Genomic DNA, 20,280 nt, shown 5'->3' on the forward strand with positions numbered 1-20,280 from the left:
GCAAGGGGTCCGGCCCTGTTGTGCACGAGGGCGCGGCCGACTCTGACGAACGTTACGGTGTCCCGCGTGATCCAGGCCAGATTCCGGCCACATCTCCCCGTACGGTGACAGCCATGGAAATCGCTGTAACCGCACCGTCAGGCAATGTCGGCCGCCCGCTCGTCGGGCACCTCGTCCGTGCGGGGATCCGTCCCCGGCTGCTGACCCGCCACCCCGAGCGGGCCCGCGCGGCCTGGGGCGATCTCGTCGACGCCCGCGAGGTCGACCTTCGGGACGTCCGGTCCGTCACCGCGGTGACCCGGGGCGTGGACGCGCTGTACCTGATCGTGCCGCCCGGCCAGAGCGACGACCCCGTCGCGGCGTACGCCGAGGTCGGCGCTGCCGTCGCCGCCTCGGTCGCGGAGAACCGCGTCCCGCACACCGTCCTGCAGAGCAGCGTGGGGGCCGAACTGCGTACGGGTGCCGGGGAGATCGACGGCCTGGCCCGCGTGGAGGAGGCCCTCGACGCCCTCGCCGAACCGGCCGTCACCCACCTGCGGTGCGGCTACTTCTACAGCAACCTGCTGTTCGAACTGGAGGCCATCCGGGCAGGCAGCGTGGCCGTGCTGCGCCCCACCGGCGAGCCGTTCCCGTGGGTCGCGCCCGGCGACATCGCCATGGTGGCCGCTTCCCTGCTGCTGCGCCCCGGCGCGGCGGGCCGCCGGGTGCGGGCCGTCCACGGTCCGCAGGACCTGTCCTGGGACGACGCCCTCGCCGTGGTCGGCGAGGTGCTGGGGCGTCCGGTCACCGCCCACCGCGTCGGCGACGACGCCATGCGCACGACACTGACCGGCTTCGGCATGACACCACCGCAGGTCGAGGCCGTCATGGGCATGTCGACCGGACTGCGCGAGGGCTTCGTCCCAGAACAGCCCCGCACCACCCTGACCACGACGGACACGACCCTCGGCGCCTGGGCCTGGGCCGAACTCCGCCCCGCCCTCCACCCGGCGGGGTGAGGCCCGCCGTGCCGGTAGCGGCGTAGGGCCCAGGTGTCGTCGATCGCGAACACGTCCGCGGTGCGGCCGAAGAGGAGGGGTCCTCAGCCGGTTCTGCGGGCGGCGCGCATGCTGACGTACACGCACGGCGTCCCGTCGGTCAGGGTGGAGAAGACCACCGGGACGTGGTCCTCACCGAACACGCCGCCCGAGACGGCGAACACCGTCGGCGACAGCGGCGTCAGGTCCGCCTCCAGCCAGGGTGGGACATCCGGCATGCGCTCGACGACCTCCCGCATCCCGTCCACGAACTCAAGGCGCAGGCGCGCCCCGCCACCGGCGGCGCGGCCGACGGTCGTGACGACGCCCTCTCGCCGGTACGTGCCCACCCACGGGGTGATGTCCACCTCGGGCGGGTTCGCCGGGGGAGCGAAGGGCGGCGGCATGCGCACACCCGCCAACTCGGCCAGCAGTTCGGCGAACAGGTCGGCGTACAGCCTGCTGGCGGTGTTGCTGTTGGCGAGCAGCACGAGCGCCACGCCCGCGTCCGGGATGACGCGCAGGTAGGACTGCTGGGTGCCCGTACTGCCGTCGTGGCCGAAGCCGGTGACGCCGTCCCAGTCGTACAGGGCCCAGCCCAGGCCCCAGCCGTCCGCGGACATGGACCACTTGTCCGGGCTGTCCACCACGCGCCGCCGCATGGCGGCGACCGCCTCCGAGGACAGGACGCGGGTGCCGTCGGGGGCGAGGCCGCCCGACAGGTGCATGCGGGCGAAGCGGGCGACGTCGCCCGCCGAGACGATGACCCGCCCGTACGGGCCCGCGGAGCGCGGCATCAGGTCCCAGACCGGCGCCGGGACGGGATCCTCGCCGAGTCCGCCGAGGTGGCCCATCGCGGCGCGGAAGCGCAGCGCCTCCTCCGGCAGTGTCATCGAGTGCCCGAGCCCGAGCGGTTCGAAGATCAGGTCCTTGAGCGCCCGGTCCCAGGTGCCGCCGGTGAGCACCTCGACGATGCGGCCGAGCACGACGTACCCGAGGCTGCCGTAGGAGTAGGCGGCCCCCGGCGGGAGGTCGAGTGCCACGTCCCTGGCGGCCTCGACGTACTTGGCCAGGCAGTCGTCGCCCCGGCCCGAGTCGTGGGTGAAGTCGTTGGTCACCCCTCCGGTGTGCGACAGGAGTTGCCGCACGGTGATCGCCTCGGTGGCCGACGGGTCGGGGGTGGCGAACTCCGGCAGCACGCCGACCACGGGCGCGTCCAGGTCGAGGGCTCCGGTGTCGGCCAGGCGCATCACCAGCGTCGCCGTGTACGGCTTGGCCAGCGAACCCACCGGGAACACCGAGTCGGCCGTGGCCTCGACCCCGGTTCCCCGGTGCAGCACGCCGCCGGCCAGTTCGTGGACCACCCCGTCGGCCAGGACGGCCAGCGCGGCCCCGGGCACGCGGTGGCGGGCCCGCAGTTCGTCGAGCCTGGCCTGCCAATGGCCGGTGTCGAAGGGCGGCATGAACGACTCCTCACGATCCGTACAGTGTTCGATGGTCCGCACACTGTACGGACATCATCTGCCGTTGGGCAACCCGTACACTGTTCGGACACACTGTGACGAGGGAGAACACATGCCGGAGCCGTACCCGTCGGTGTGGACCCGCCCGCAGCGGCCCCGTCGCGAGCAGCCGCCGCTGAGCCGCGAGCAGATCGTGTCCGCCGCGTTCGACCTGCTGGACGCCGAGGGCCTCGACGCCCTGAGCATGCGCAGGCTCGGCACCCGCCTCAACGCCGGAGCCACCTCCGTGTACACGCACGTGGCCAACAAGGACGAGCTGATCGAACTGGTCGTCGACCGCGTCTACGGCGAGGTCGAGCCGCCCGCCGCAGACGATCCGGCCGGCTGGTACGCGGCCGTCGCCCGCTACGCCCACAGCCTGCGGGCCACGGTCCTGCGCCACCCGTGGATCGCCTCCGTGCTCAGCGAGACGGGCGTCGCCTATCTGGGTCCGAACGTGATCAGGCAGAACGAGGCCGTCCTGGCCGCGTTCGAGCAAGGTGGCTTCTCGCTGGAGGCGGCCGACCTGGCGCTCAACGTGGTCGTGGCCTACGTCATCGGCAGATCGTCCGCCGAGGCCGCGTGGCTGGCGAAGCTGGCCCGCAGCGGTCAGGACGAGCGGGAGTGGGCGGCCCGCCTGTGGCCCGCCGCCGAGCAGGCCGTTCGCGAGCACCCCCGGCTGCGCGAACTGTATGCCGCCCGGCGCGGCCAGGACCCGGTCGCCGGCCGCGACGCGGAGTTCGCCGATGGCCTCGACTGTGTCCTCGGCGGCCTGGCCGCCCGGTTCTCAGGGGCCGCTCAGCCGCGCCGCTCGTAGCGGGCGCGGGCCAGCCCGTAGGCCGTACGCAGCAGTTCCAGCGTCGCCGCCCCGGTGTGCTCGTCCGGGTTCACCACCGCCAGCCAGCCTTGGGCGCCGTAGACGGGGTGCGCCATCAGGGTGTCGGCGGCGCTGGGGTCGGTTCCGGCGACGGGGAACTCGCGTGCCGGATATCCGGTACGCCGGGCGAACTCCTCCTTTCCCACGGCAATGTTCACCCGGAACACTCCCGGTCGGTCGAGCTGCGACAGTTCGTCGCCGGGGAGGTTCTTGGTGACGACCGTCGCGAACGGCTGCGTCGCCGTCGGCATGACCCCGTCGGGTGCGTAGAAGAAGAACGTGTCGCCCCAGCTCACTTCGGGCGAGGAGCCGTCGTCGGGTGTCGCGCTGACGGTGAGGACGCCGTCGAGGCCGTCCACGAAGTCAATGATCTCATCCATGGTCATGTGCTCTAGCGTTGCATTGAAGTGCTTATGGAGACTTGGCTGCAGAGATGGCGGGGTTTCGGGGTGCAAAGTCGCAAATCGAGCAACCTGCGTACGGTCGATGTCGCACGGCGGGCCGGGTACTCCGTCCAGCAGATTCGCAACCTCGAACGCGACGGGGTCCTGCCGCCGGCGGTGCGCACGGCTGCGGGCTACCGCGTCTACGGCGAGATCCACGTGCGGTCCGCGCTGGCCTACCGCGCCCTGGCGGCGGGCGCCGGTCCGGTCGAGGCCAAGGAGATGGTGCGGGCCGTCCACCTGCCCGGGGTGGAGCGGGTGCTCGCCCTGCTCGACGCGGCGCACGCCCGGCTCGACGTGGAGCGAACCGAGTTGCGGGAGGCCGAGGCGGCCGCGCGGGCGATCTCCGCCGAGCCGATCGCGGACGTGCGCGCGTCGGACGCGATGAACGTCTCGGAACTGGCGGACGCCCTCGGCCTGCGCCCCTCGACCCTGCGCCATTGGCACGCGGAGGGGCTGGTCGTCCCCGACCGCGCTCCCGCGCGGGCGGTGCGGGTCTACACCCCGGCCCAGGTGCGGGACGCGCGGATCGTGCACCAGCTCCGCAAGGCCGGATACCGCATCCCGGCCATCCGGGCCCTCATGCCGGAGCTGCGGCCGGCCCGCCGGTCGGAGGAGGTCGCCGCCGCGCTGGCCGCCCGCGCCGCCGCCATCGCGGCGCGCTCCAGAGCCCTGCTCGACGGGGGCGCAGCGCTCAGCGCCGTACTCGCCCTGGCCGAGTGAGTCACCTGGCCGGCTCCAGTACCGAGGGTTGGCAGGGACGCAGATCGATCTTCATCTTCCCTGTTCTGGCGGGAGGCCGAGCAGGAAGTCGTCCAAGTGGTACGCCGGGCGCCCCAGCAGCGCCGGGACGTCATCGGTGACGTCGGCGGCGGCTCCGGAGGCGATGGCCGCGAACAGCCCGCTGACCGTGTCGATGTAGTCGCCGTCCCAGCCCAGGGCGGCGGCCGCCTGCCGGAACCCCTCGTCGTCGACCGGCTCGTAGCCCCGGATCGGCAGCGTGGCCCGCGCGCATCGGCCCGCGACCTCGGCGAAGGTGAGGCTGTCCGGGCCGGTCAGGTCGTACTCCCGTCCGCCGTGCGCGCCCAGCAGCGCTTCCGCGGCCGCGTCGGCGATGTCGCGGGCGTCGATGAAGCTCACCGCCGCGTCGCCGCAGGGTACGCGCAGCGTCCCGTCCGCCGCCTCGGCCAGTGCGCGGAGCGGGCCTTCGGTGAGGTTCTGGAAGAACCAGTTCGGCCGCAGGACGGTCCAGCTCATCGCGCCGCCGATGACCCGGAGCTCCACCGCCCGCTGCTCGACCTCGGCGGGCGCGTACTGCATGCCCAGCGCCGTCATCAGCACGATCTTGCCGACCCCCGCCGACTCGGCCGCCTCCACGAAGCTCACGACGCGCTCGCCGACGCCCGCCACCGACCGGTGTCCGTCATCGCCGCCGGGGACCAGCAGGAACACCGACTCGACCCCGTCGAGGGCCTGCTGCCAGGTCGCCGGGTCGGCCCAGTCCAGCCGTACGGCGCTGCGGCGCGACCCAGGGCGCACCCGGCGGCCGCGCCGGGTGAGCGCGTCGACCACGCGCCGCCCGACCTTGCCGCTCGCGCCGGTCACCAGGACTGTCATTCCGCCACCCCCAGCGACCAGGCCAGCTGCGCCATGACGACCCGGTGGTAGTCCTCCGCCGGGGTGCGCCCGATGCCGAGGACACGCGGGTAGAGCAGGCCGTCCATCGCGGCGATCAGGACGTCGACCACCGCGCCGGCGCTGTCGCGAGGAGTGAAGGTCCCCGCCTCGACACCGCGCTCCACGGCGGAGACGAAGGGGCGGCGGTAGCGCTCGTCGAGCCGCTCGCTGTGCCTGCGCAGTTCCTCGTCGTGCGCGGCGGCGGTCCAGAACTCCATCAGCATCCGCCACACCGGCACCGGCGTGGCCAGCCCCCGCTCCGCGAGCGCGCTCAGCCGCCGCCACGGGTCCTCGAAGCCTTCGGCGAGCCGCTCCATCTCGGCGACCTCGGTGGTCGTCGAGTGCTGGAGGGCCTCGATCAGCATGTCCTCGCGGGAGCCGAAGTAGCCCTGCAGGGTGCTCACCGCGACTCCGCTCGCCTCGGACACATCGCGAAAGCGGGTGCGCTCGTATCCGCGCACCACCAGCACGGACACCACCTGGTCGAGCACGCGGACGCGGTTGTCCCCGCCCGCCCGCCGCTTTCGCTCCACAGCAGTCATCATGACCGTACGGTATCACGAACCGGTACGGCGATACGGAACCGGAGCAGTGCGGTCAGAATGACCGCGAAGGCGATCCACGCCGCGTAGATCCCGGTGAGCCCGAGGCCGAGGTGCACCCCCAGCAGCCAGCTCAGCGGGAGGAGCACCAGGTAGTCGCCGGCGACGTTCGCGATCATCACCGACCGGGTGTCGCCGAGGGCCCGCAGATAGCTGCCGTACACCATGGCGGGCACCATCGGCGCCAGGCTCAACAGGGCGAGCGGCACCGCCGACCACGCCAGCGCCGCCACCTCCGGACCGCCGGCGAACAGAGTGGGCAGCGCCGTCCCACCGGCGAGGATCAGGGCCGCCGGTCCGGCGTACACGAGCAGCAGCAGTCGGAGGCCGGTACGCCGCCACCGGACGGCCAGCTCCGGTTGGCCCGCGCCGACCGCCTGCCCGGCCAGGATGGACACGGACGCCGACGCCGAGGCCATGACGGTGAAGACGATCAGCAGCAGGTTGTCGACGACACGGTAGGCGGCCAGTTCCGGAGTACCCATCCGGGCGGCGAAACCCGCGATCAGGGCCTCGTTGAGGTAGCCGATCCCCATGGCGCCCATCTCCGGCCAGCCGAGCCGCCAGAGCCGCCCGGCCACCGGGGCGCCGTCGAAACCGGCACCGGTGCCGCGCGGCAGCCGGGCCCGCGCGTACACCAGAAGGAAGGCGGCACCGACCGAGGTGGAGGCCAGCGTGGCCAGCGCCGCCCCGGTGACGCCGAGCCCGGCGGAGAAGATCAGCCACAGCCCGAGCGGCAGGTTCACCGCGTTGACCAGCAGCGCGTGCCACATGGCCGCCCGCGTCACCCCGATCCCCGAACAGGCGCTCTGCAGAGTGAACGACGCGGCGGCGAACGGTACCGCGAACGCCAGTACCCGCAGGTACGCCACCCCGGGGCCGACCAGTTCCGGAGGGGCGCCCAGCACGATCAGCACCGGCTCGGCGACGGCCGCGAGCACGGCACCGACGGCGATTCCGGCACCGAACGACGTGGCCAGGCCCACCCGGACGATCCGCACCACCGCCGCCGGGTTCCCGGCCCCGTGGGCCTGTGCGACCGTGATCTGCACGGCGGTCGCCCACCCCCGCACCACGACCAGGGCGACCAGGTACACCGGCGAGGCCAGGGCGAAGGCACCCAGTGCCGCAGTGGAGTACCTGGCCAGCATGACCGTGTCCACGATGTTGACGATGATCTGCGTCAGGCCCGCCACCAGCAGCGGCACCGTCAGCGCCCACATCCTCCTCACCGGGTCACGTCCCGAGCGCGCAGTCGCCGCACTTGCCGCCGTCCGGTACCCGGTAGTAGAGACAGCAGGTGGTACGCCGGAAGGCCAGTTCGGGGGAGACCAGCGCACCCCTGCCCGCCAGGCCGCCGTGCCCGAGCAGCCGGTCGACCAGCCGGGTGGCGGGCTCGGCGAGGTCCGGCCGGGCACTCACCACGGCGCGGCCCGCCTCGGCGAGGGCGGAGGCGGCGTTGCCGTACAGCAGGCCGTGCGCGACCTTCACCCGCAGACCCCGGGCGAGCGCGTCCAGGTGGTCGCCGACCACCATGTCGTAGAGCAGGCCGGCGACCTGCTCTTCCGTCCCGGCGTGCCAGCCGGACACGACGGACAGCCGGACGCGGGGGCCGTCGTCGGCGCGGTCCAGGCGGGTCAGGTCGGGGATCACCCCGTGGACGAGTACGGCGCCGACGACCGGGAACCAGAGCCGCGCGGCGTGGCCCAACTGGGCGATCGAGGCGCCGACGCGCAGTTCGCCGGTGCCGTACCTTTCCGCGGTGGCCGTGACCAGGTCGGTGAAGCCGCGCTCGTAGTCCGTGCGCACGTCGTGCCATCCGGCGGGGTCGCCGCCGACGTGCGGGGCGAACGAGGCGACCCCGTCGAGGGCCGCCCGGACCGTGCTCTCGGGTGCCGGTACCAGGTCGTACCGCATGCGTTCCGCTCCTCTCCGGGGAGATCCGCCCCAGTTCGTCGAGGAGGCGACCGCGTGAGTCTCCTGGCTCCCGGGTCGAGGCTCACCCCGGCCTTCCCGCCCCTCGGGGCAGTGGCATGCTCGGGGTCCGCTCGCCGGTCACAGTGGCGGGACCGCGCCGGATTCGCACCGGCTTCCTCGTTCCGCGCTCGCCTACATGATCCATCGTGACATATACCGACATATGAGGGCGAGGCTCCTGTCATCGGCCCCCTGGTGTACGCCACGACCGCCACTACTCCTCAGGGAGTATCCGAGCCGGTCCTACTTCCCCGGTACCAGGCCGAGAAGTCTCCCTCGGCACGACGACCGCCGACCGGTACGACGGCCACGATGTCCGGCATGCATACAAGAGAGTTCCGCGATGTGAGACCGGACCAGGGGAGCGCGCGGTGTTGAGCCGGCCGGGGACCACCCTCGCCGCCGTGGCCGTCGTCCAGTTCATGGTCTCGCTGGACCTGTCGGTTGTGAACGTGGGACTCCCGCAGATCGCCGCCGGGCTCGGCTTCGGCCCGATGGGCCTGACCTGGGTGATCCACGCCTACGCGCTCACCTTCGGGGGGCTGCTCCTTCTCGGCGGCAAGGCCGCGGACCGGTACGGACGCAGGCGGGTCCTGCTGTTCGGGCTCGCCGTGTTCGGCCTCGCCTCACTGGCCGGCGGCTTCGCCCAGGAGCCCGGCCACCTCGTCGCCGCCCGCGCGGTGCAGGGCGTCGGCGCCGCCGTCCTCGCCCCGGCCGCGCTGGCACTGCTGGCCGCCGCCTACCCCGAGGGCAGGGCCCGCATCCGCGCCTTCGGAATCTGGAGCGCGACGAACGCGGCGGGCGGTGCCCTCGGCGTCCTGATCGGCGGCCTGCTCACCGAGTACGCGGGCTGGCGCTGGGTGATGTTCGTGAACGTGCCGATGGCCGCCTGCGCCCTGGCCCTGGCCTGGCGGATCGCCTCCGGCCCCGCTCCGGAGCGTGGCGGACGTCCCGACGTGCTCGGCGCCGTCCTCGCCACCTCGGGGATGAGCCTGCTGGTGTACGGCGTCGTCAGCACCGACCAGAACTCGTGGACCTCGCCGATCACCCTCGGCACGCTGGGGCTCGCCGCCGTCCTGCTGGCCGCGTTCGTCCACGTCGAACGGACCACCGCACGCGAGCCGCTGATCCGGCTCGGCCTGTTCGCCAACCGCTCGGTCGCGGGCGCGAACCTGTTCAGCCTCCTGGCCGGTGCCGCGATGTCGGCCGCCTTCTACTTCATGTCCCTCTACCTGCAACGTGTGCTCGGGACCGGTCCGGCGCTGACGGGGGTCTCGTTCCTGCCGCTCGCCCTCGGGGTGATCGCCGGTTCCGTCCTCGCGGTCAGGCTCGGATACCGGTTCCCGCCGCGCACTCTGATGATCGTCGGCGGGTCGCTGACCGCGCTCGGCTTCGCCTGGTTCGGCCTGATCAGCCCGGACGGCGGTTTCCTCGCCGACGTCCTCGGGCCCTCGATCGCCACCGGGGTCGGCTTCGGGCTCTGCCTCGCCCCGGTCGTCTCCACCGCCACCAACGGTGTCGCCTCCCATGAGGCCGGAACCGCTTCGGCCCTGCTCAACAGCTCCAGGCAGCTCGGTGCCTCGCTCGGGCTGGCCGTCCTCGGCACCGCCGCGCAGAGCCGTACCGGGCAGGTCGTCACAGCGGAGTCCCTGAACGCCGGGTACGCGCTCGGCCTGACGCTCGGCGCCGGGCTGCTGGCCGCCGCCGTCCTCGTGGTCTTCACCGTGCTGCGCCCGCATGCACGGGCCCGGCAGGCCCCGGCCGGGTCCGCCCGATAGCCGCCGAGTGCCGATCCGCCCGCACGGTCGTGCGGGCGGACGATGCCTTGTCAAGGCGCGGAGAACATCACTAAAGAGCCCCTTTTGTCTCCCCTTGTCACGCTCCAATACCGGCGTTTGGATCAGGAGGGCGATCTTCTGCAGCCAACCCCACTCTTCTGCGGCCAACCCACAAGGAAGGCAGACCATGCCTGACGCGCCCCTGCTGCACTACAGCACCAGCACCGCGCCACTCCAGGCGGGCACCGCCGACAAACCCTCGGCCAACACCATCGACATCACCGTCTCCAGCCCGGCCGGGCGGAACGTCTACTGCGACAAGATCGACGTCGCCGTCCCGGTCAGCGCACCGGACGACGGCGGCGCCTGGTTCACGGAGAACCCGCAATCCTCGATCGCCGGCAAGTGGAACCCCGCCTCCACCGAAGTGAAAAGCGGGCGGGAACTCGGCCTCGACGCGGCCACGAACTACTACCACGTCGTCTTCCAGCCCCCGCCCATACCGGGGTTCGATCTCATCGACACGCCGCTGAAGATCAGCATCACCGGCAACGTGGCCGCCGACCCCGGCAGCACGCTCACCTGCTCGGTCACCGAAACCTCCGGCACGGCCAGCGGCGACTGCACCCGCAAGGCGCCCCAGGACCTGACCTGGGAGACCGCAGAGCCCCCCTTCTACCTGCACAGCTTCCTGGCCTGCAGCCCGGAGCGGCCGACCGTCCCCAAGACGAAGTTCAACGCCGGCGACCAGGCGCTCCTCACCTGGGAGAGCAACGGAGACTCCTTCCACCTGTACGACGGCGACGGCACGGTCCTCCACGAAGGCGTCGAGACCTCCTGGACCATTCCGGCGAGCGTGATCGCCAACGACACCACCTTCAGCCTGAAGGCGTCCAAGAAGGGCGCCACCGGATTCGAGACGGCCGACCGGTACGCCACCGTCACCGTCACCGTCACCAACCCGACCCTCCGCGAACTCACCGTCAAGGGACAACTCGGCGTCTACGGGGCGCTTACCGCGAACGACGGCCTCTCCGTCTACGGAGGGTTGACCGCGAACGACAGCGTCTCCGTCTACGGCAGACTGTCGGCGAACGACGGGCTTTCGGTCTCGGACGGGCTCACCGCCGACACGGTGGAGGCCCGATCTGTGACGGTCGAGCAGTACTGTCAGATCGACGGTGACTGCAACGTCGCGGGGGACCTCGCCACCGAAGCCATCGTGGCCTCGGGTTACACGACGCTGAACGGTGCCCTCACCGTCAACGGCGGTCTCACGGCCAACGGCGACTGCGACGTCAACGGCTGGTTCTCCGCCAACCACGACCTCAGAGTCTCCTACGGCGGCACCGAGAAGATGACCACGGTCGGCAAGAGCGGCCTGTCGGTGGAGGGCGACTTCAGCGTCTCCTACGACGGCACTCAGAAGATCACCACGGACGGTTACAACGGCCTGTGCGTGGACGGCGACCTCACGGTCTACGGCAGGATCCAGAACTGACGCGGCCGGCCGCCGCCCCACCGCCCGAACCGGCGCATGACGGCGGGCCGCCCTCCGGGAGGTGCTCGACACCGGGCGGGTCGCGACGGTCGTACTCGCTGCGGGGACCACCGGCCTCGGGCGGTGGACCCCGTCCACGAGGCGCTGCACGCTCGCGTGGAGCGGCTCGCCCGCGAGAGTCGTTCGTGAATCCCGTCGGCGGTGGAACTATGCGGGAGCCGCGCGCCGTCCTGATGTGCTGTCAGGTCACGGCTTCTTGACGCACTTCTCCGCCTTGGCGATGTTCTCGTCCGCCGTGGACTTGTCCTCCTTGCCGAGCTCGTCCATCGTGATTTTCCCTTCGACGAAGGACTTGAGCTTGGCGGGATCGTACTTCTGTGCCGATTCCCATCCGAGGTCGAGCATGCAGGTGGCCACGTCTTCCGGAATGTCCTTGAGGAGCTCCTTCATCTCCGGGTCTTCCTTGAACTTCTCGATGAAGGCGGCTTTGTCGACGCCCGACGCGGAGGAGGAGCCGGAATCAGAGCTGGATCCAGTGGCGGTGGCGTCGCCGCCGCACGCGGAAACGGTCACGGACAGAGCGACCGCCACGAAACCGAGAGCGAGCTTTCCGGAAAAGCGCATAGTGGAACCTACTTCATCGCATGAGAAAATCGGGATGCGCAATTCTGCCATTTATGATATCGGGCCACGATTCATGGCCGAACGCCTTGACGGCGGCTGCGCCAAGCGCATCGTAGCGAACGCGCATGCCCATAGGAGTGCGAAGCATTAATGTCCTGAAAAATACCAAGATCAGGGTAAATGTCATGTGGAAATTTAGCTTGCTGTATGAGGTATCACAGGTGGTGGCGAACGCCGGGCCGCTCACCGCGGCGTTCCACGTCTCCCGTGTGTGGCCGCCGTGGCTGCGCCGACCCGTGTCCTCTTGGCGGTGGCCGCCGGTGGACACGGTCGTCTGCCAGGTGTATCCAGGCGTCCGGTACTGGACGAGCGCGCCGGGCATCGGGAGGTCACGTGTCCGGGTGCCCAGCGACCACTCTCCGTTCGACAGCTGGTAACCCATGTAGTGGTCGGCGGTCGTGGCCGTACCGAAGCCCTTGAACGTGGAAGTCACCTTGGCGAGGTCTTTGGTCCTCACGGAGGAGGTGGGGTCCTCGGGCAGCCCGCCGCTGCGCCGGTCGATGAGGTCGTAGCGGTCACGTCCGGCTTGACCGCATGATCATGGGCTCTGGGCCCCGGCTGGAGAATCTGGCCATCTTGTCGGACTTGTCGACCGCGCCGACCGTCAGCGCGGCCTCCGAACTGCCGGGACTGTCGATGGTCCCGGGCTCGGAGCCGCTGTTGCCCCCCGCGACGACGAAGAGCGCCCCCGTACGTTCGGAGAGCACGTTCACGGCCTGCTCGAACGGATCGAGGCCGGGCGTGCTGTGATCAGGAGTCGCCGCCACTCCGATGGTCACGCACCGCGTCCATGGTGCGGACCCGCATAGTCCGACAGGGGCTTCCGGTCTGATCGCTCAGGCGTCCGAGGTGAGCTGGAAGAAGTGGATCGGGGTGTTGACGCGGCAGCCGATGCGCTCGTAGACGGGCTGCCCGGCCTGGGTGGCGTGCAGCACCAGGCGGCGGTGCCCGGTGTGCCTGCTGCCTTCGTGGATGGCCTTGCGGGTGACGGCTTCGCCGTACCCCCTGCGCATTTCCTCGGGCAGGGTGGCGACGAGCGCGAGGAAGATCGACTCCTCGCCGGCGATGGTCGCGGCGCAGGTCACCGCCTGTCCGTCGCGGTATCCGAGATAGGCGTGAACGGTGCCTGCCCGCCAGAGCGCAGAGCCGGCCAAGGCGTCCTCCCCGGCCGAGGGCGGCATGCCGTACGCGCGGGCGTTGATGGCGCCGTAGACCGCGAGGTCCTCGTCGGTCTCCACCCGGCGGAACTCCAGCTCCGGATGGCGCGGGTCGGGAACGGACAGATCGCCCGCCATGCCCCAGCCGGAGAAGGCCGGCTCAAGCCCGGCCTCGGCGGCCTGGCGGAACAGTTCCGCCTTCGCCTGCGGGCTGAGCAGGTCCTCGAAGACCCACAGGTAGCCGGACCGCGACCGGCTGCGCATGAAGGACGCCGCCCGCCCGACCTGGTCGCCGAGGGCGTCGGGTGGGATGTCCGCACCGGTCAGGGTCACGGTGTTCCAGAACCCGAAGGTGCTGTCGGCCCACATGCGGCTGACGCCGTCGTCCACGCTGACCTGGCCGCCCCGGTCGTGCACCAGGTCGGTCCAGACGGCGATGAGGTGGTCCTTCGACTCCAGGGCGAGTGGCGACACGGGGGTTCCCTTCGCGAGATCGGCTACCGGTACGCGGATGCTACGGCCCGTCGGGCGGACAGGTCGGCAAGACGGGTAAAGTTCACCGTCAAAATCGTTACTCTGAAAGAATGTCCTTCGATTATCGGCGGCCCGGCGCGATTGCGCTCGTCGCGCTCGTCTCACTCGCCACGTCCACGCCGTCGGTCGCGCAGGCGACGGCGGATCGGGTCTTACGCGTTTACAACAACAATATCGAGAACCTGGTGACGAACAACGCCGACGGCACCTGTACCCGAATATCGGGCCCCGACCATCTCACCTCGATACTGGTCGACGACGACGGCAACACGGGAACCGCCGGTGTGGCGGCCCCCGACCTGCTGATCGTGCAACAGGTACGCGGTACCGGCCAGGCCGCCGCCTACGCCGACCAGCTCTCTGCCAAGTTCGGCTACCCGGCGGGCACCTACCGGGCGATCGTGGCGTGGGACGACCCCGAGCCGTGGGGCAGCACCCACCGGTGCAGCCAGCAGGATCTCGGCGACCTGAAAAAGAAGCAGACCAACGGAATCGTCTACAACACCAGAACGCTCGACCTGGCGGCGGGTGACGTCTCCAAATACTGGAGCGCGGGCTGGCTGAAGCCCAATACCCTGTACGACGGCGGGCGCAATTGCACGCTCTACAAGCCGCCGAGCATCGACGACGGCGCCGCCTACGCGCACAAGTGGAAGCGCACGAGCGCCATCGCGGCCAGGTTCACCATCAGGGAAACAGGGACGACGGTTTTCGCCGCGACCATGCACCTACCGGAGCAGAACGGCGGGAACGCCTGCGGGGGCGCGGGCAACACGGGCATCGACGGCTCCGGCATCAACATCGGCGCGGACGCCACGAGTCTGCTGAACGCATCCGACATCCGCGTGGTCGGGATCGACGCCAACCGGCGGGACATCGCACCCACGACCCTCGGCGGCTTCGGCATGACCGGCTACGGATCCAAGCCGACCATGGGCTCCAGAAAGATCGACTACCTGTTCGTCAAGGGCACGGTACGGCCGTCCGCCATCGATCACACGGTGAGCGGCACGAAGTCGAACCACCGGGCACTGTACGGATTCATCGAATACTGATGCGCCGACCGTGAGACGAGCCGCACCCTGCCGGCGCGGCCCGTGATCCGTCCGGGCTGACGACGTTGTGGCTCAGCGCAGGTCCAGGGCGACGGCTGACCCACCACCTCCCACCAAGCGCGGTCTTCATCGGATGTGTTCCCGGCCCGGGTGCCTTCGGGCTATCCCGGTGTGACCAGGTGGGCCTCGTAGGCGGCGATGACGAGTTGGGCGCGATCTCGGGCCCGCAGCTTCGCCAGCAGGTGGCCGATGTGCGTCTTCACCGTTCCCGGGCTCACCTGGAGGCGGACACTGAGTTCGGCGTTGGACAGGCCGTGGGCGATGAGCGTGAGGACCTCGCGCTCCCGGTCGGTCAGCGTGTCGAGCCCTCGCAGGACCTGCTTGGCCGGTTGCCGGACGAACTCGGCGATCAGCCTCGTGGTGACGCTCGGGGCGAGCAGCGTCTCGCCGGACGCGACCACCCGGATCGCCCTCAGCAGGTCGTCGGGCGGAGCGTCCTTCAGCAGGAACCCGCTGGCGCCCGCCCGCAACGCCGAGTAGACGTACTCGTCGAGGTCGAACGTGGTCAGGATGAGGACCCGGGTGTTCGCGGAGATCTGCCTGGTCGCGGTGATGCCGTCCATCTCCGGCATCCGTACGTCCATGAGCACCACGTCGGGCGAATGGCGGTCGGCGAGCGCCACGGCCTCCCGCCCGTTCGCCGCCTCGGCGACCACGGTGAGATCGTCCTCCGAATCGATCAGCAGACGGAAGCTGCCGCGCAACAGTGCCTGGTCGTCGGCGACGAGCACTCGGATCAACAGGTCCCCCGTAACACGCGGGTCCGGTTCGAACTCGCGATTCTGACTTGCGTACATCATGACAAACAACCCGCCGCGCGATTCCGGGAAGGCACGCAACCGCCTCCACCCCGGCCATGTTCTCAATCGGCTGGATACTCGGACCGGGCGCGTCGTGGTGGCTGGAGCCCGTCGACGGCCTGCCGTTATGTGCGTGCGTCTGCGGCAGGCGGCGATGCCCGATTGATCGCATATTGATTGATCGGCGCTGTTCCGGGTCTTCGGACAAGGCGGGGAGGGATAGCAAGGTCAGTGCGGCCTGGAGTCGGGTCCGGGCCGCACGACCGTCCAGCGAAGGGAAAGAAACGTGAGACCTTTACGCCGTGTCGCCGTCGCCGTCGCCGCACTGGGTGTCCTGCTGGCGCCGTTCCCGTCCGCGGCCGCCCAGGCGAACGAGCCGAGGCCGCAGGCTGACGGACCGAGACTCCAGATGATCACTCCGACGGGGCCCGTATCGAGTGACGGGAGCGTGGTCTCCCCGATGGGCATCGGGAACGGGGTCTGGGCGAAGTTCGACCGTCTCAGCCTCTTCCAGTGCCCGTCCGTTCAGTGCAATGCGGGCGAAGTCCCCAACGGGCTGCCCCGGCCCGCCGACGACGTGGCGGCCATCTGCCAGCTCCCGTTCAAATCCCCTCGCGGCAACAACTGGTTGCTGCTCTACAACCACAACCCCGCGAACCGGCACGTGGGCTTCGCCGACCTCGGCGATGTCGTGCCCCAGGCCGGGAACTTCACCCCGCCCTGGTGTGACTGACCGGCTGCCCAGAACGGCCCAGCCCTGGTGAAGGCGGCGTCAGCCGGGCCGGTCCGTCGCGCCGGGTGCGCGTACAGCACCCCCTGACGACGGCGATGGCCGGGAGGGCGCCTCCGGCAGCCATGACAGCGCCCCCGGTCGGGCCGGACGGTGGCACCTCGGCGCCGCCGTCCGGCACCACCGCCGCAGCAGTCAATTACCGGCATCCATCCACCGTCACCCCGGGACGCGGATCGCTGACAGCCCAAACCGTCACGATCTCTGCGCCAGCCCAAGATCGGCGGTTGTTCAACGCCCCCTGGGACCGTGACGCAAGGCGGGTACCGATCGACGCCCGATTCATGACGAGTCTGCATGAACCTGGATCAAGGGCGTGTAGTAACTTCGTCACGATGTCCCCCAGCGATCAGCGCGCCGCGTCCGGTTCGGGGTGGACTCCGGATTTCACCCGTTTCTTTCTCGCCCGTACCACCTCGGTCGCCGGTGACATGATGCTGCCGGTGGCGTTGACCGCCGCCATGGTCCAGAACGGCTACGGCGCCACAGGTGTCGGATACGCGCTGGCCGCGCAGATCGCGCCGCTGGCGATCTTCGTGGTGTTCGGCGGCGTGCTGGTCGACCGGTTCGGTGCCCGGCGCATGATGGCGGGCGCCGATCTGGGCCGACTGCTGGTGCAGGGGGTGCTGGCGGCGTCCTTCTTCGTCACCACGCCGCCGCTGTGGCTGGTGCTGGTCCTGCTCGTGCTGGTCGGGCTGGGCACCGCCGCCTTCCAGCCGGGCGTCGCCACCGTGATCCCGCAGGTGGCGGCCGACGTGCAGCGCGCCAACGCCACGCTGCGGGTGGCCGAGTCGCTGATGACGGTGCTGGGTCCCGCACTGGCCGGGTTGCTGCTGACCGTCTCGACACCGGCGACCGTACTGGCTGTGGACGCCGCCACCTTCGCGGTCAGCGGCCTGTGCCTGCTCAGCATGCGCACGCGCCTCCAGGTGCCGAGGCGGGGACGTCCGGCGCCGCTGTCCACGCAACTGGTCGAAGGGTGGCACCACTTCCGCGCCCGTCCCTGGTTGTGGGGTGTCATCCTGATCTGGATGTTCGGGGCGCTGACCGCCTTCGGCCCGCACCAGACCCTCGGCGCCGCCGTGATCACCACGACGCACGGTACGGCGGCGTTCGGCCTGGTGATGGCCATGCTCGGCGCGGGAAGCGTGGTGGGCGGGCTGCTCGCCGCCCGGATCCGGCCACGCCACCCCCTGCGCGCCGGGGCCTGCGCGATGGCGGGGTTCGTGCTGGCGCCGCTGGTGGTGGCGCTCGACCTGCCGGTCCCGCTCCTCGCAGCCGGACACGCGGTGGCGGGGGCGTCCGTCGCGTTCTGGCTGGTGATGTTCCACACCAGCGTCCAGACCCACATCCCGCCTGCGGTACTGGCCCGGGTGCACGCCTACGACGTCGCGGGATCGCTGGTCATGCAGCCGGTCGGCCGGGCGGTGGCGGGGCCGGTGAGCCAGGAGGTGGGTGTCCAGCCGTATCTGCTGTTCTCCTCGGCCATGATCGTGGTGGTGGTCGCCCTTCTGCTGGCCAGCCCCGCCATCCGCGACCTGCGCCGGGCCGACGCGCCCACACCTGATCCGTGAGTGGTCGCGGCGCCTCAGGCCTTGCGCTTACGGTCGTGGTCCGCAAGCCCGCGCAACTCGTACGGCGAGGCCCGCCCGCGCAGGTCAGGTGCTCGGGACATTCCGCTCTCACCGACCGATGACAATGGAGTCCATGCAGATACGCCGCCGTGGACCACGGCTCCCGGCTCCGAAGCTGATCGGTGCCGCCGTACTCCTCGCGGTGTTCGTGCTGGTCGCGTTCTTCGTCCCGCACCCCGACGTCCAGCAGTTGCGCGACTGGGCGGCCGGCCCGTGGCTGCCGCTGGCGTTCTTCGCCGCGCACGCGCTGGTGACCGTCGTCTTCCCCCGAATGCCGTTCACTCTCGGCGCCGGGTTCCTGTTCGGCCCGGTCATCGGCGTCGCGCTGTCGATCTCCGCCACCACGGTGAGTGCCGCGCTGGCCTTCCTTCTCGCGCGCGCACTCGGCCGTGACGCCATCGCCTCGCGACTGACCCACCCGGCGATCTCGGCGGTCGACCGCCGGCTCGCCCGCCGTGGCTGGCTCGCCGTCGGATCGCTGCGGTTGATCGGCCCCGTGCCCTTTCCGCTGATCAATTTCTGCGCGGGTGTGTCGTCGATCCGGCTCGCGCCCTTCCTGCTCGCCACCGCCGTCGGCTTGCTCCCCGGTACGGTCTCCGTCGTCATCCTCGGCGACGCGCTGACCGGAGACGTCGACCCCACGCTGGTCGTGATCTCTGTGATCTTCGCGGTGCTGGGCCTGGCCGGGCTGCTGCTCGACGCCCGTCTCGGCGTCAGGAGCTCGGAAACCCCACCGCAGTCCCACGCGACGGCCACTGACGAAGAACCAAGCGGAAGCACCCTACCTACGCCCCTGAAATCACAGACTTAGGGTGATCCGCCGGATACCTGAGTTCCTGTCACCAGAAACCATGATCTTTATACGTTCGTGGGCATGCGCTACCGACTGTCTCGCCGCCGACTTCTCTCCCTGCTCCCGGCAACGGCTGTCGCCGTCTCCGCCGCTTCGCCGGATGGCGAGGCCCCGCTGGCCATCCGCAACGTGCGGATCTTCGACGGGAGGCAGATCACAGGTCATGGCACCGTACTCGTCGCAGGCGGGCGGATCCTCGCGGTCGGCGACGTGCCCTCCTCCTCCCGCCACCGGGTGTACGACGGCGGCGGCCGTACGCTGCTCCCCGGCCTGATCGACTGCCATGTGCACTCGTTCGAGGGCAGCAGGGCGGACGCGCTGCGCTTCGGCGTCACCACTGAACTGGACATGTTCGGCGACCCGGCACTGCTGAGGGCGGCCCGCGGGCAACGGCGCTCCACCGCCGGAACCACCCAGGCGGACCTGTGGTCGGCGGGTGTCGGCGTCACGGTTCCGGGCGGCCATCCGCTCCACCCGACCTGGAAGTTCCCGCGAGTGACCGAGGACACCGACCTCGACCGGTTCGTCGCCGCCCGGATCGCCGAAGGCTCGGACTACGTGAAAGTGATCCTTGAGGACGGGGGACCGCCGCCCCGGCCCCAGCTCCCCACCCTGACCCTCGAACAGGTTCGCCGAACGGTCGCCGCCGCCCACCGGCACCGCCGCCGAGCCGTGGTCCACGCCGAGAAGCTGGCGCTCGTCCTGGCGGCCGCTCGCGCCGGCGCGGACGGTTTCGTCCACGGCTTCTGGGACACCGAGGCCGGACCCGCGCAGATCGCGGAACTCCGCCGCAGCGGCGCCTTCTTCGTGCCGACGCTCTCCGTCGTCGACTGGGGAGTCGGCGCCAGAGAACTTCTCGCCGACGAACGGATCACGCCGTGGCTCAGCCCCACGCAGCGGCACCTGCTGGAACGGCAGCCGGAGGAGCGTCCGGGCAGGCCCGACTTCCTGAAGATCGGCTCAGCCAACGTGCGCCGGATGCACGCGGCCGGAGTTCCGATCCTCGCCGGAACCGACGCGCCGATCCGCGCCACCGCGAACGGCGTCAGCATGCTGGCCGAGGTGACCCACCTGGCCCGTGCCGGGCTCAGCCCGAGCGCCGCCCTCGCCTCGGCCACGGCCGTCCCCGCCCGTACGTTCGGACTCACCGACCGCGGTCGCATCGCGCCCGGCCTGCGGGCCGACCTGATTCTGGTGGACGGTGACCCGACGGCCGACCCCGAAGCCCTGCGCTCCATCGCGGCCGTCTGGAAGAACGGCCGCCTGGTCGACCGCACCCCACCGAACCAGTAGGACGTGAGGCTCCGCCGCTCGACGGCCGACGCGTTGCGGCTGCACCC

21 protein-coding genes and 1 riboswitch are annotated in these 20,280 nt (G+C 70.7%); of the genes, 10 read left to right on the forward strand and 11 right to left on the reverse strand.

Annotated elements, in window-relative coordinates:
- The first annotated feature begins 113 nt into the window (after nt 1–113).
- Nucleotides 114–998, forward strand: a complete 885-nt coding sequence (locus ABD120_RS23035; RefSeq protein ID WP_343952059.1) for an NmrA family NAD(P)-binding protein — start codon at nt 114–116, stop codon at nt 996–998.
- A gap of 83 nt (nt 999–1,081) precedes the next feature.
- Here the strand turns inward: ABD120_RS23035 and ABD120_RS23040 are convergent, their stop codons facing one another.
- Nucleotides 1,082–2,479, reverse strand: a complete 1,398-nt coding sequence (locus tag ABD120_RS23040; protein WP_343952060.1) for a serine hydrolase domain-containing protein — start codon at nt 2,477–2,479, stop codon at nt 1,082–1,084.
- Nucleotides 2,480–2,591: 112 nt separating this feature from the next.
- On the opposite strand from ABD120_RS23040, the gene ABD120_RS23045 reads away from it, so the two are divergent.
- Entirely contained in the window at nt 2,592–3,335 is a 744-nt protein-coding gene (locus ABD120_RS23045) for a TetR/AcrR family transcriptional regulator (RefSeq protein ID WP_343952061.1), read from the forward strand.
- Here the strand turns inward: ABD120_RS23045 and ABD120_RS23050 are convergent.
- Nucleotides 3,317–3,775, reverse strand: a complete 459-nt coding sequence (locus tag ABD120_RS23050) for a DUF6194 family protein (protein ID WP_343952062.1) — start codon at nt 3,773–3,775, stop codon at nt 3,317–3,319. The genes ABD120_RS23045 and ABD120_RS23050 overlap by 19 nt on opposite strands.
- Nucleotides 3,776–3,844: 69 nt before the next feature.
- Here ABD120_RS23050 and ABD120_RS23055 point away from each other — a divergent pair, with 69 nt between their 5' ends.
- Complete coding sequence (locus tag ABD120_RS23055; protein ID WP_343952063.1) at nt 3,845–4,561, forward strand: MerR family transcriptional regulator; 717 nt, start codon at nt 3,845–3,847, stop codon at nt 4,559–4,561.
- Between the two features lie 51 nt (nt 4,562–4,612).
- Here ABD120_RS23055 and ABD120_RS23060 read toward each other — a convergent pair whose 3' ends face one another.
- The 4 genes from ABD120_RS23060 to ABD120_RS23075 are packed head-to-tail and all read right to left on the reverse strand — an operon-like array spanning nt 4,613 to nt 8,034.
- Nucleotides 4,613–5,455 carry an NAD(P)H-binding protein gene (locus tag ABD120_RS23060; RefSeq protein WP_343952064.1) on the reverse strand — a complete coding sequence of 281 codons (843 nt, stop codon included), beginning with the start codon at nt 5,453–5,455 and terminating at the stop codon, nt 4,613–4,615.
- Complete coding sequence (locus ABD120_RS23065; RefSeq protein WP_343952065.1) at nt 5,452–6,060, reverse strand: TetR/AcrR family transcriptional regulator; 609 nt, start codon at nt 6,058–6,060, stop codon at nt 5,452–5,454. The genes ABD120_RS23060 and ABD120_RS23065 overlap by 4 nt, the downstream gene beginning before the upstream one ends.
- Nucleotides 6,057–7,340 (reverse strand): MATE family efflux transporter, encoded by a 1,284-nt coding sequence (locus ABD120_RS23070; RefSeq protein WP_343952191.1) that lies wholly within the window; start codon nt 7,338–7,340, stop codon nt 6,057–6,059. The genes ABD120_RS23065 and ABD120_RS23070 overlap by 4 nt, the downstream gene beginning before the upstream one ends.
- 13 nt (nt 7,341–7,353) lie before the next feature.
- Nucleotides 7,354–8,034 (reverse strand): (2Fe-2S)-binding protein, encoded by a 681-nt coding sequence (locus ABD120_RS23075; RefSeq protein ID WP_343952066.1) that lies wholly within the window; start codon nt 8,032–8,034, stop codon nt 7,354–7,356.
- A 36-nt stretch (nt 8,035–8,070) separates the two neighbouring features.
- A riboswitch (cobalamin riboswitch) is annotated at nt 8,071–8,249 on the reverse strand.
- Between the two features lie 216 nt (nt 8,250–8,465).
- On the opposite strand from ABD120_RS23075, the gene ABD120_RS23080 reads away from it, so the two are divergent.
- The gene (locus ABD120_RS23080) at nt 8,466–9,872 is read left to right on the forward strand and encodes an MFS transporter (RefSeq protein WP_343952067.1); all 1,407 of its coding nucleotides are present in this window, start codon (nt 8,466–8,468) and stop codon (nt 9,870–9,872) included.
- A 187-nt stretch (nt 9,873–10,059) separates the two neighbouring features.
- A complete protein-coding gene (locus ABD120_RS23085) occupies nt 10,060–11,373 on the forward strand; it encodes a hypothetical protein (RefSeq protein WP_343952068.1) in 1,314 nt (437 codons plus the stop codon).
- A gap of 246 nt (nt 11,374–11,619) precedes the next feature.
- On the opposite strand, the gene ABD120_RS23090 is transcribed toward ABD120_RS23085, so the two are convergent.
- From ABD120_RS23090 to ABD120_RS23105, 4 genes are read right to left on the reverse strand one after another with little or no spacing between them, the layout of a single operon-like run.
- Entirely contained in the window at nt 11,620–12,048 is a 429-nt protein-coding gene (locus tag ABD120_RS23090; RefSeq protein ID WP_343952069.1) for a hypothetical protein, read from the reverse strand.
- Nucleotides 12,011–12,514, reverse strand: a complete 504-nt coding sequence (locus tag ABD120_RS23095; RefSeq protein WP_343952070.1) for a hypothetical protein — start codon at nt 12,512–12,514, stop codon at nt 12,011–12,013. The genes ABD120_RS23090 and ABD120_RS23095 overlap by 38 nt, the downstream gene beginning before the upstream one ends.
- A gap of 58 nt (nt 12,515–12,572) precedes the next feature.
- On the reverse strand, nt 12,573–12,836 hold the full coding sequence (locus tag ABD120_RS23100) for a S8 family serine peptidase (protein WP_343952071.1): 264 nt from the start codon (nt 12,834–12,836) through the stop codon (nt 12,573–12,575).
- A gap of 57 nt (nt 12,837–12,893) precedes the next feature.
- Nucleotides 12,894–13,688 carry a GNAT family N-acetyltransferase gene (locus tag ABD120_RS23105; RefSeq protein WP_343952072.1) on the reverse strand — a complete coding sequence of 265 codons (795 nt, stop codon included), beginning with the start codon at nt 13,686–13,688 and terminating at the stop codon, nt 12,894–12,896.
- Between the two features lie 110 nt (nt 13,689–13,798).
- On the opposite strand from ABD120_RS23105, the gene ABD120_RS23110 reads away from it, so the two are divergent.
- Nucleotides 13,799–14,803, forward strand: coding sequence for a hypothetical protein (locus ABD120_RS23110; RefSeq protein ID WP_343952073.1), 1,005 nt, complete (start codon nt 13,799–13,801; stop codon nt 14,801–14,803).
- A gap of 161 nt (nt 14,804–14,964) precedes the next feature.
- On the opposite strand, the gene ABD120_RS23115 is transcribed toward ABD120_RS23110, so the two are convergent.
- Nucleotides 14,965–15,603: a response regulator gene (locus ABD120_RS23115; RefSeq protein WP_343952074.1), complete on the reverse strand. Its 639-nt coding sequence runs from the start codon at nt 15,601–15,603 to the stop codon at nt 14,965–14,967.
- Nucleotides 15,604–15,949: 346 nt separating this feature from the next.
- On the opposite strand from ABD120_RS23115, the gene ABD120_RS23120 reads away from it, so the two are divergent.
- The 4 genes from ABD120_RS23120 (at nt 15,950) to ABD120_RS23135 (ending at nt 20,233) form a co-directional block, all read left to right on the forward strand.
- Complete coding sequence (locus ABD120_RS23120; RefSeq protein WP_343952075.1) at nt 15,950–16,396, forward strand: hypothetical protein; 447 nt, start codon at nt 15,950–15,952, stop codon at nt 16,394–16,396.
- Between the two features lie 392 nt (nt 16,397–16,788).
- On the forward strand, nt 16,789–18,027 hold the full coding sequence (locus ABD120_RS23125) for an MFS transporter (protein WP_343952076.1): 1,239 nt from the start codon (nt 16,789–16,791) through the stop codon (nt 18,025–18,027).
- 133 nt (nt 18,028–18,160) lie between these two features.
- On the forward strand, nt 18,161–18,898 hold the full coding sequence (locus ABD120_RS23130) for a TVP38/TMEM64 family protein (RefSeq protein WP_343952077.1): 738 nt from the start codon (nt 18,161–18,163) through the stop codon (nt 18,896–18,898).
- A 63-nt stretch (nt 18,899–18,961) separates the two neighbouring features.
- Complete coding sequence (locus tag ABD120_RS23135; RefSeq protein WP_343952078.1) at nt 18,962–20,233, forward strand: amidohydrolase family protein; 1,272 nt, start codon at nt 18,962–18,964, stop codon at nt 20,231–20,233.
- Nucleotides 20,234–20,280 lie beyond the last annotated feature (47 nt).

Origin of the sequence: Nonomuraea longicatena (assembly GCF_039525605.1) — a bacterium.
Taxonomy (GTDB): Bacteria; Actinomycetota; Actinomycetes; order Streptosporangiales; family Streptosporangiaceae; genus Nonomuraea; species Nonomuraea longicatena.

What these genes read in the sequence shown, in the direction of transcription:
- ABD120_RS23060 (WP_343952064.1), bottom strand. Translation starts at nt 5,455, where the DNA reads ATGACAGTCCTGGTGACCGGCGCGAGCGGCAAGGTCGGGCGGCGCGTG.
- ABD120_RS23085 (WP_343952068.1), top strand. Translation starts at nt 10,060, where the DNA reads ATGCCTGACGCGCCCCTGCTGCACTACAGCACCAGCACCGCGCCACTC.
- ABD120_RS23035 (WP_343952059.1), top strand. Translation starts at nt 114, where the DNA reads ATGGAAATCGCTGTAACCGCACCGTCAGGCAATGTCGGCCGCCCGCTC.
- ABD120_RS23110 (WP_343952073.1), top strand. Translation starts at nt 13,799, where the DNA reads ATGTCCTTCGATTATCGGCGGCCCGGCGCGATTGCGCTCGTCGCGCTC.
- ABD120_RS23135 (WP_343952078.1), top strand. Translation starts at nt 18,962, where the DNA reads ATGCGCTACCGACTGTCTCGCCGCCGACTTCTCTCCCTGCTCCCGGCA.
- ABD120_RS23070 (WP_343952191.1), bottom strand. Translation starts at nt 7,340, where the DNA reads ATGTGGGCGCTGACGGTGCCGCTGCTGGTGGCGGGCCTGACGCAGATC.
- ABD120_RS23040 (WP_343952060.1), bottom strand. Translation starts at nt 2,479, where the DNA reads ATGCCGCCCTTCGACACCGGCCATTGGCAGGCCAGGCTCGACGAACTG.
- ABD120_RS23065 (WP_343952065.1), bottom strand. Translation starts at nt 6,060, where the DNA reads ATGATGACTGCTGTGGAGCGAAAGCGGCGGGCGGGCGGGGACAACCGC.
- ABD120_RS23130 (WP_343952077.1), top strand. Translation starts at nt 18,161, where the DNA reads ATGCAGATACGCCGCCGTGGACCACGGCTCCCGGCTCCGAAGCTGATC.
- ABD120_RS23050 (WP_343952062.1), bottom strand. Translation starts at nt 3,775, where the DNA reads ATGGATGAGATCATTGACTTCGTGGACGGCCTCGACGGCGTCCTCACC.
- ABD120_RS23045 (WP_343952061.1), top strand. Translation starts at nt 2,592, where the DNA reads ATGCCGGAGCCGTACCCGTCGGTGTGGACCCGCCCGCAGCGGCCCCGT.
- ABD120_RS23125 (WP_343952076.1), top strand. Translation starts at nt 16,789, where the DNA reads ATGTCCCCCAGCGATCAGCGCGCCGCGTCCGGTTCGGGGTGGACTCCG.
- ABD120_RS23075 (WP_343952066.1), bottom strand. Translation starts at nt 8,034, where the DNA reads ATGCGGTACGACCTGGTACCGGCACCCGAGAGCACGGTCCGGGCGGCC.
- ABD120_RS23090 (WP_343952069.1), bottom strand. Translation starts at nt 12,048, where the DNA reads ATGGCAGAATTGCGCATCCCGATTTTCTCATGCGATGAAGTAGGTTCC.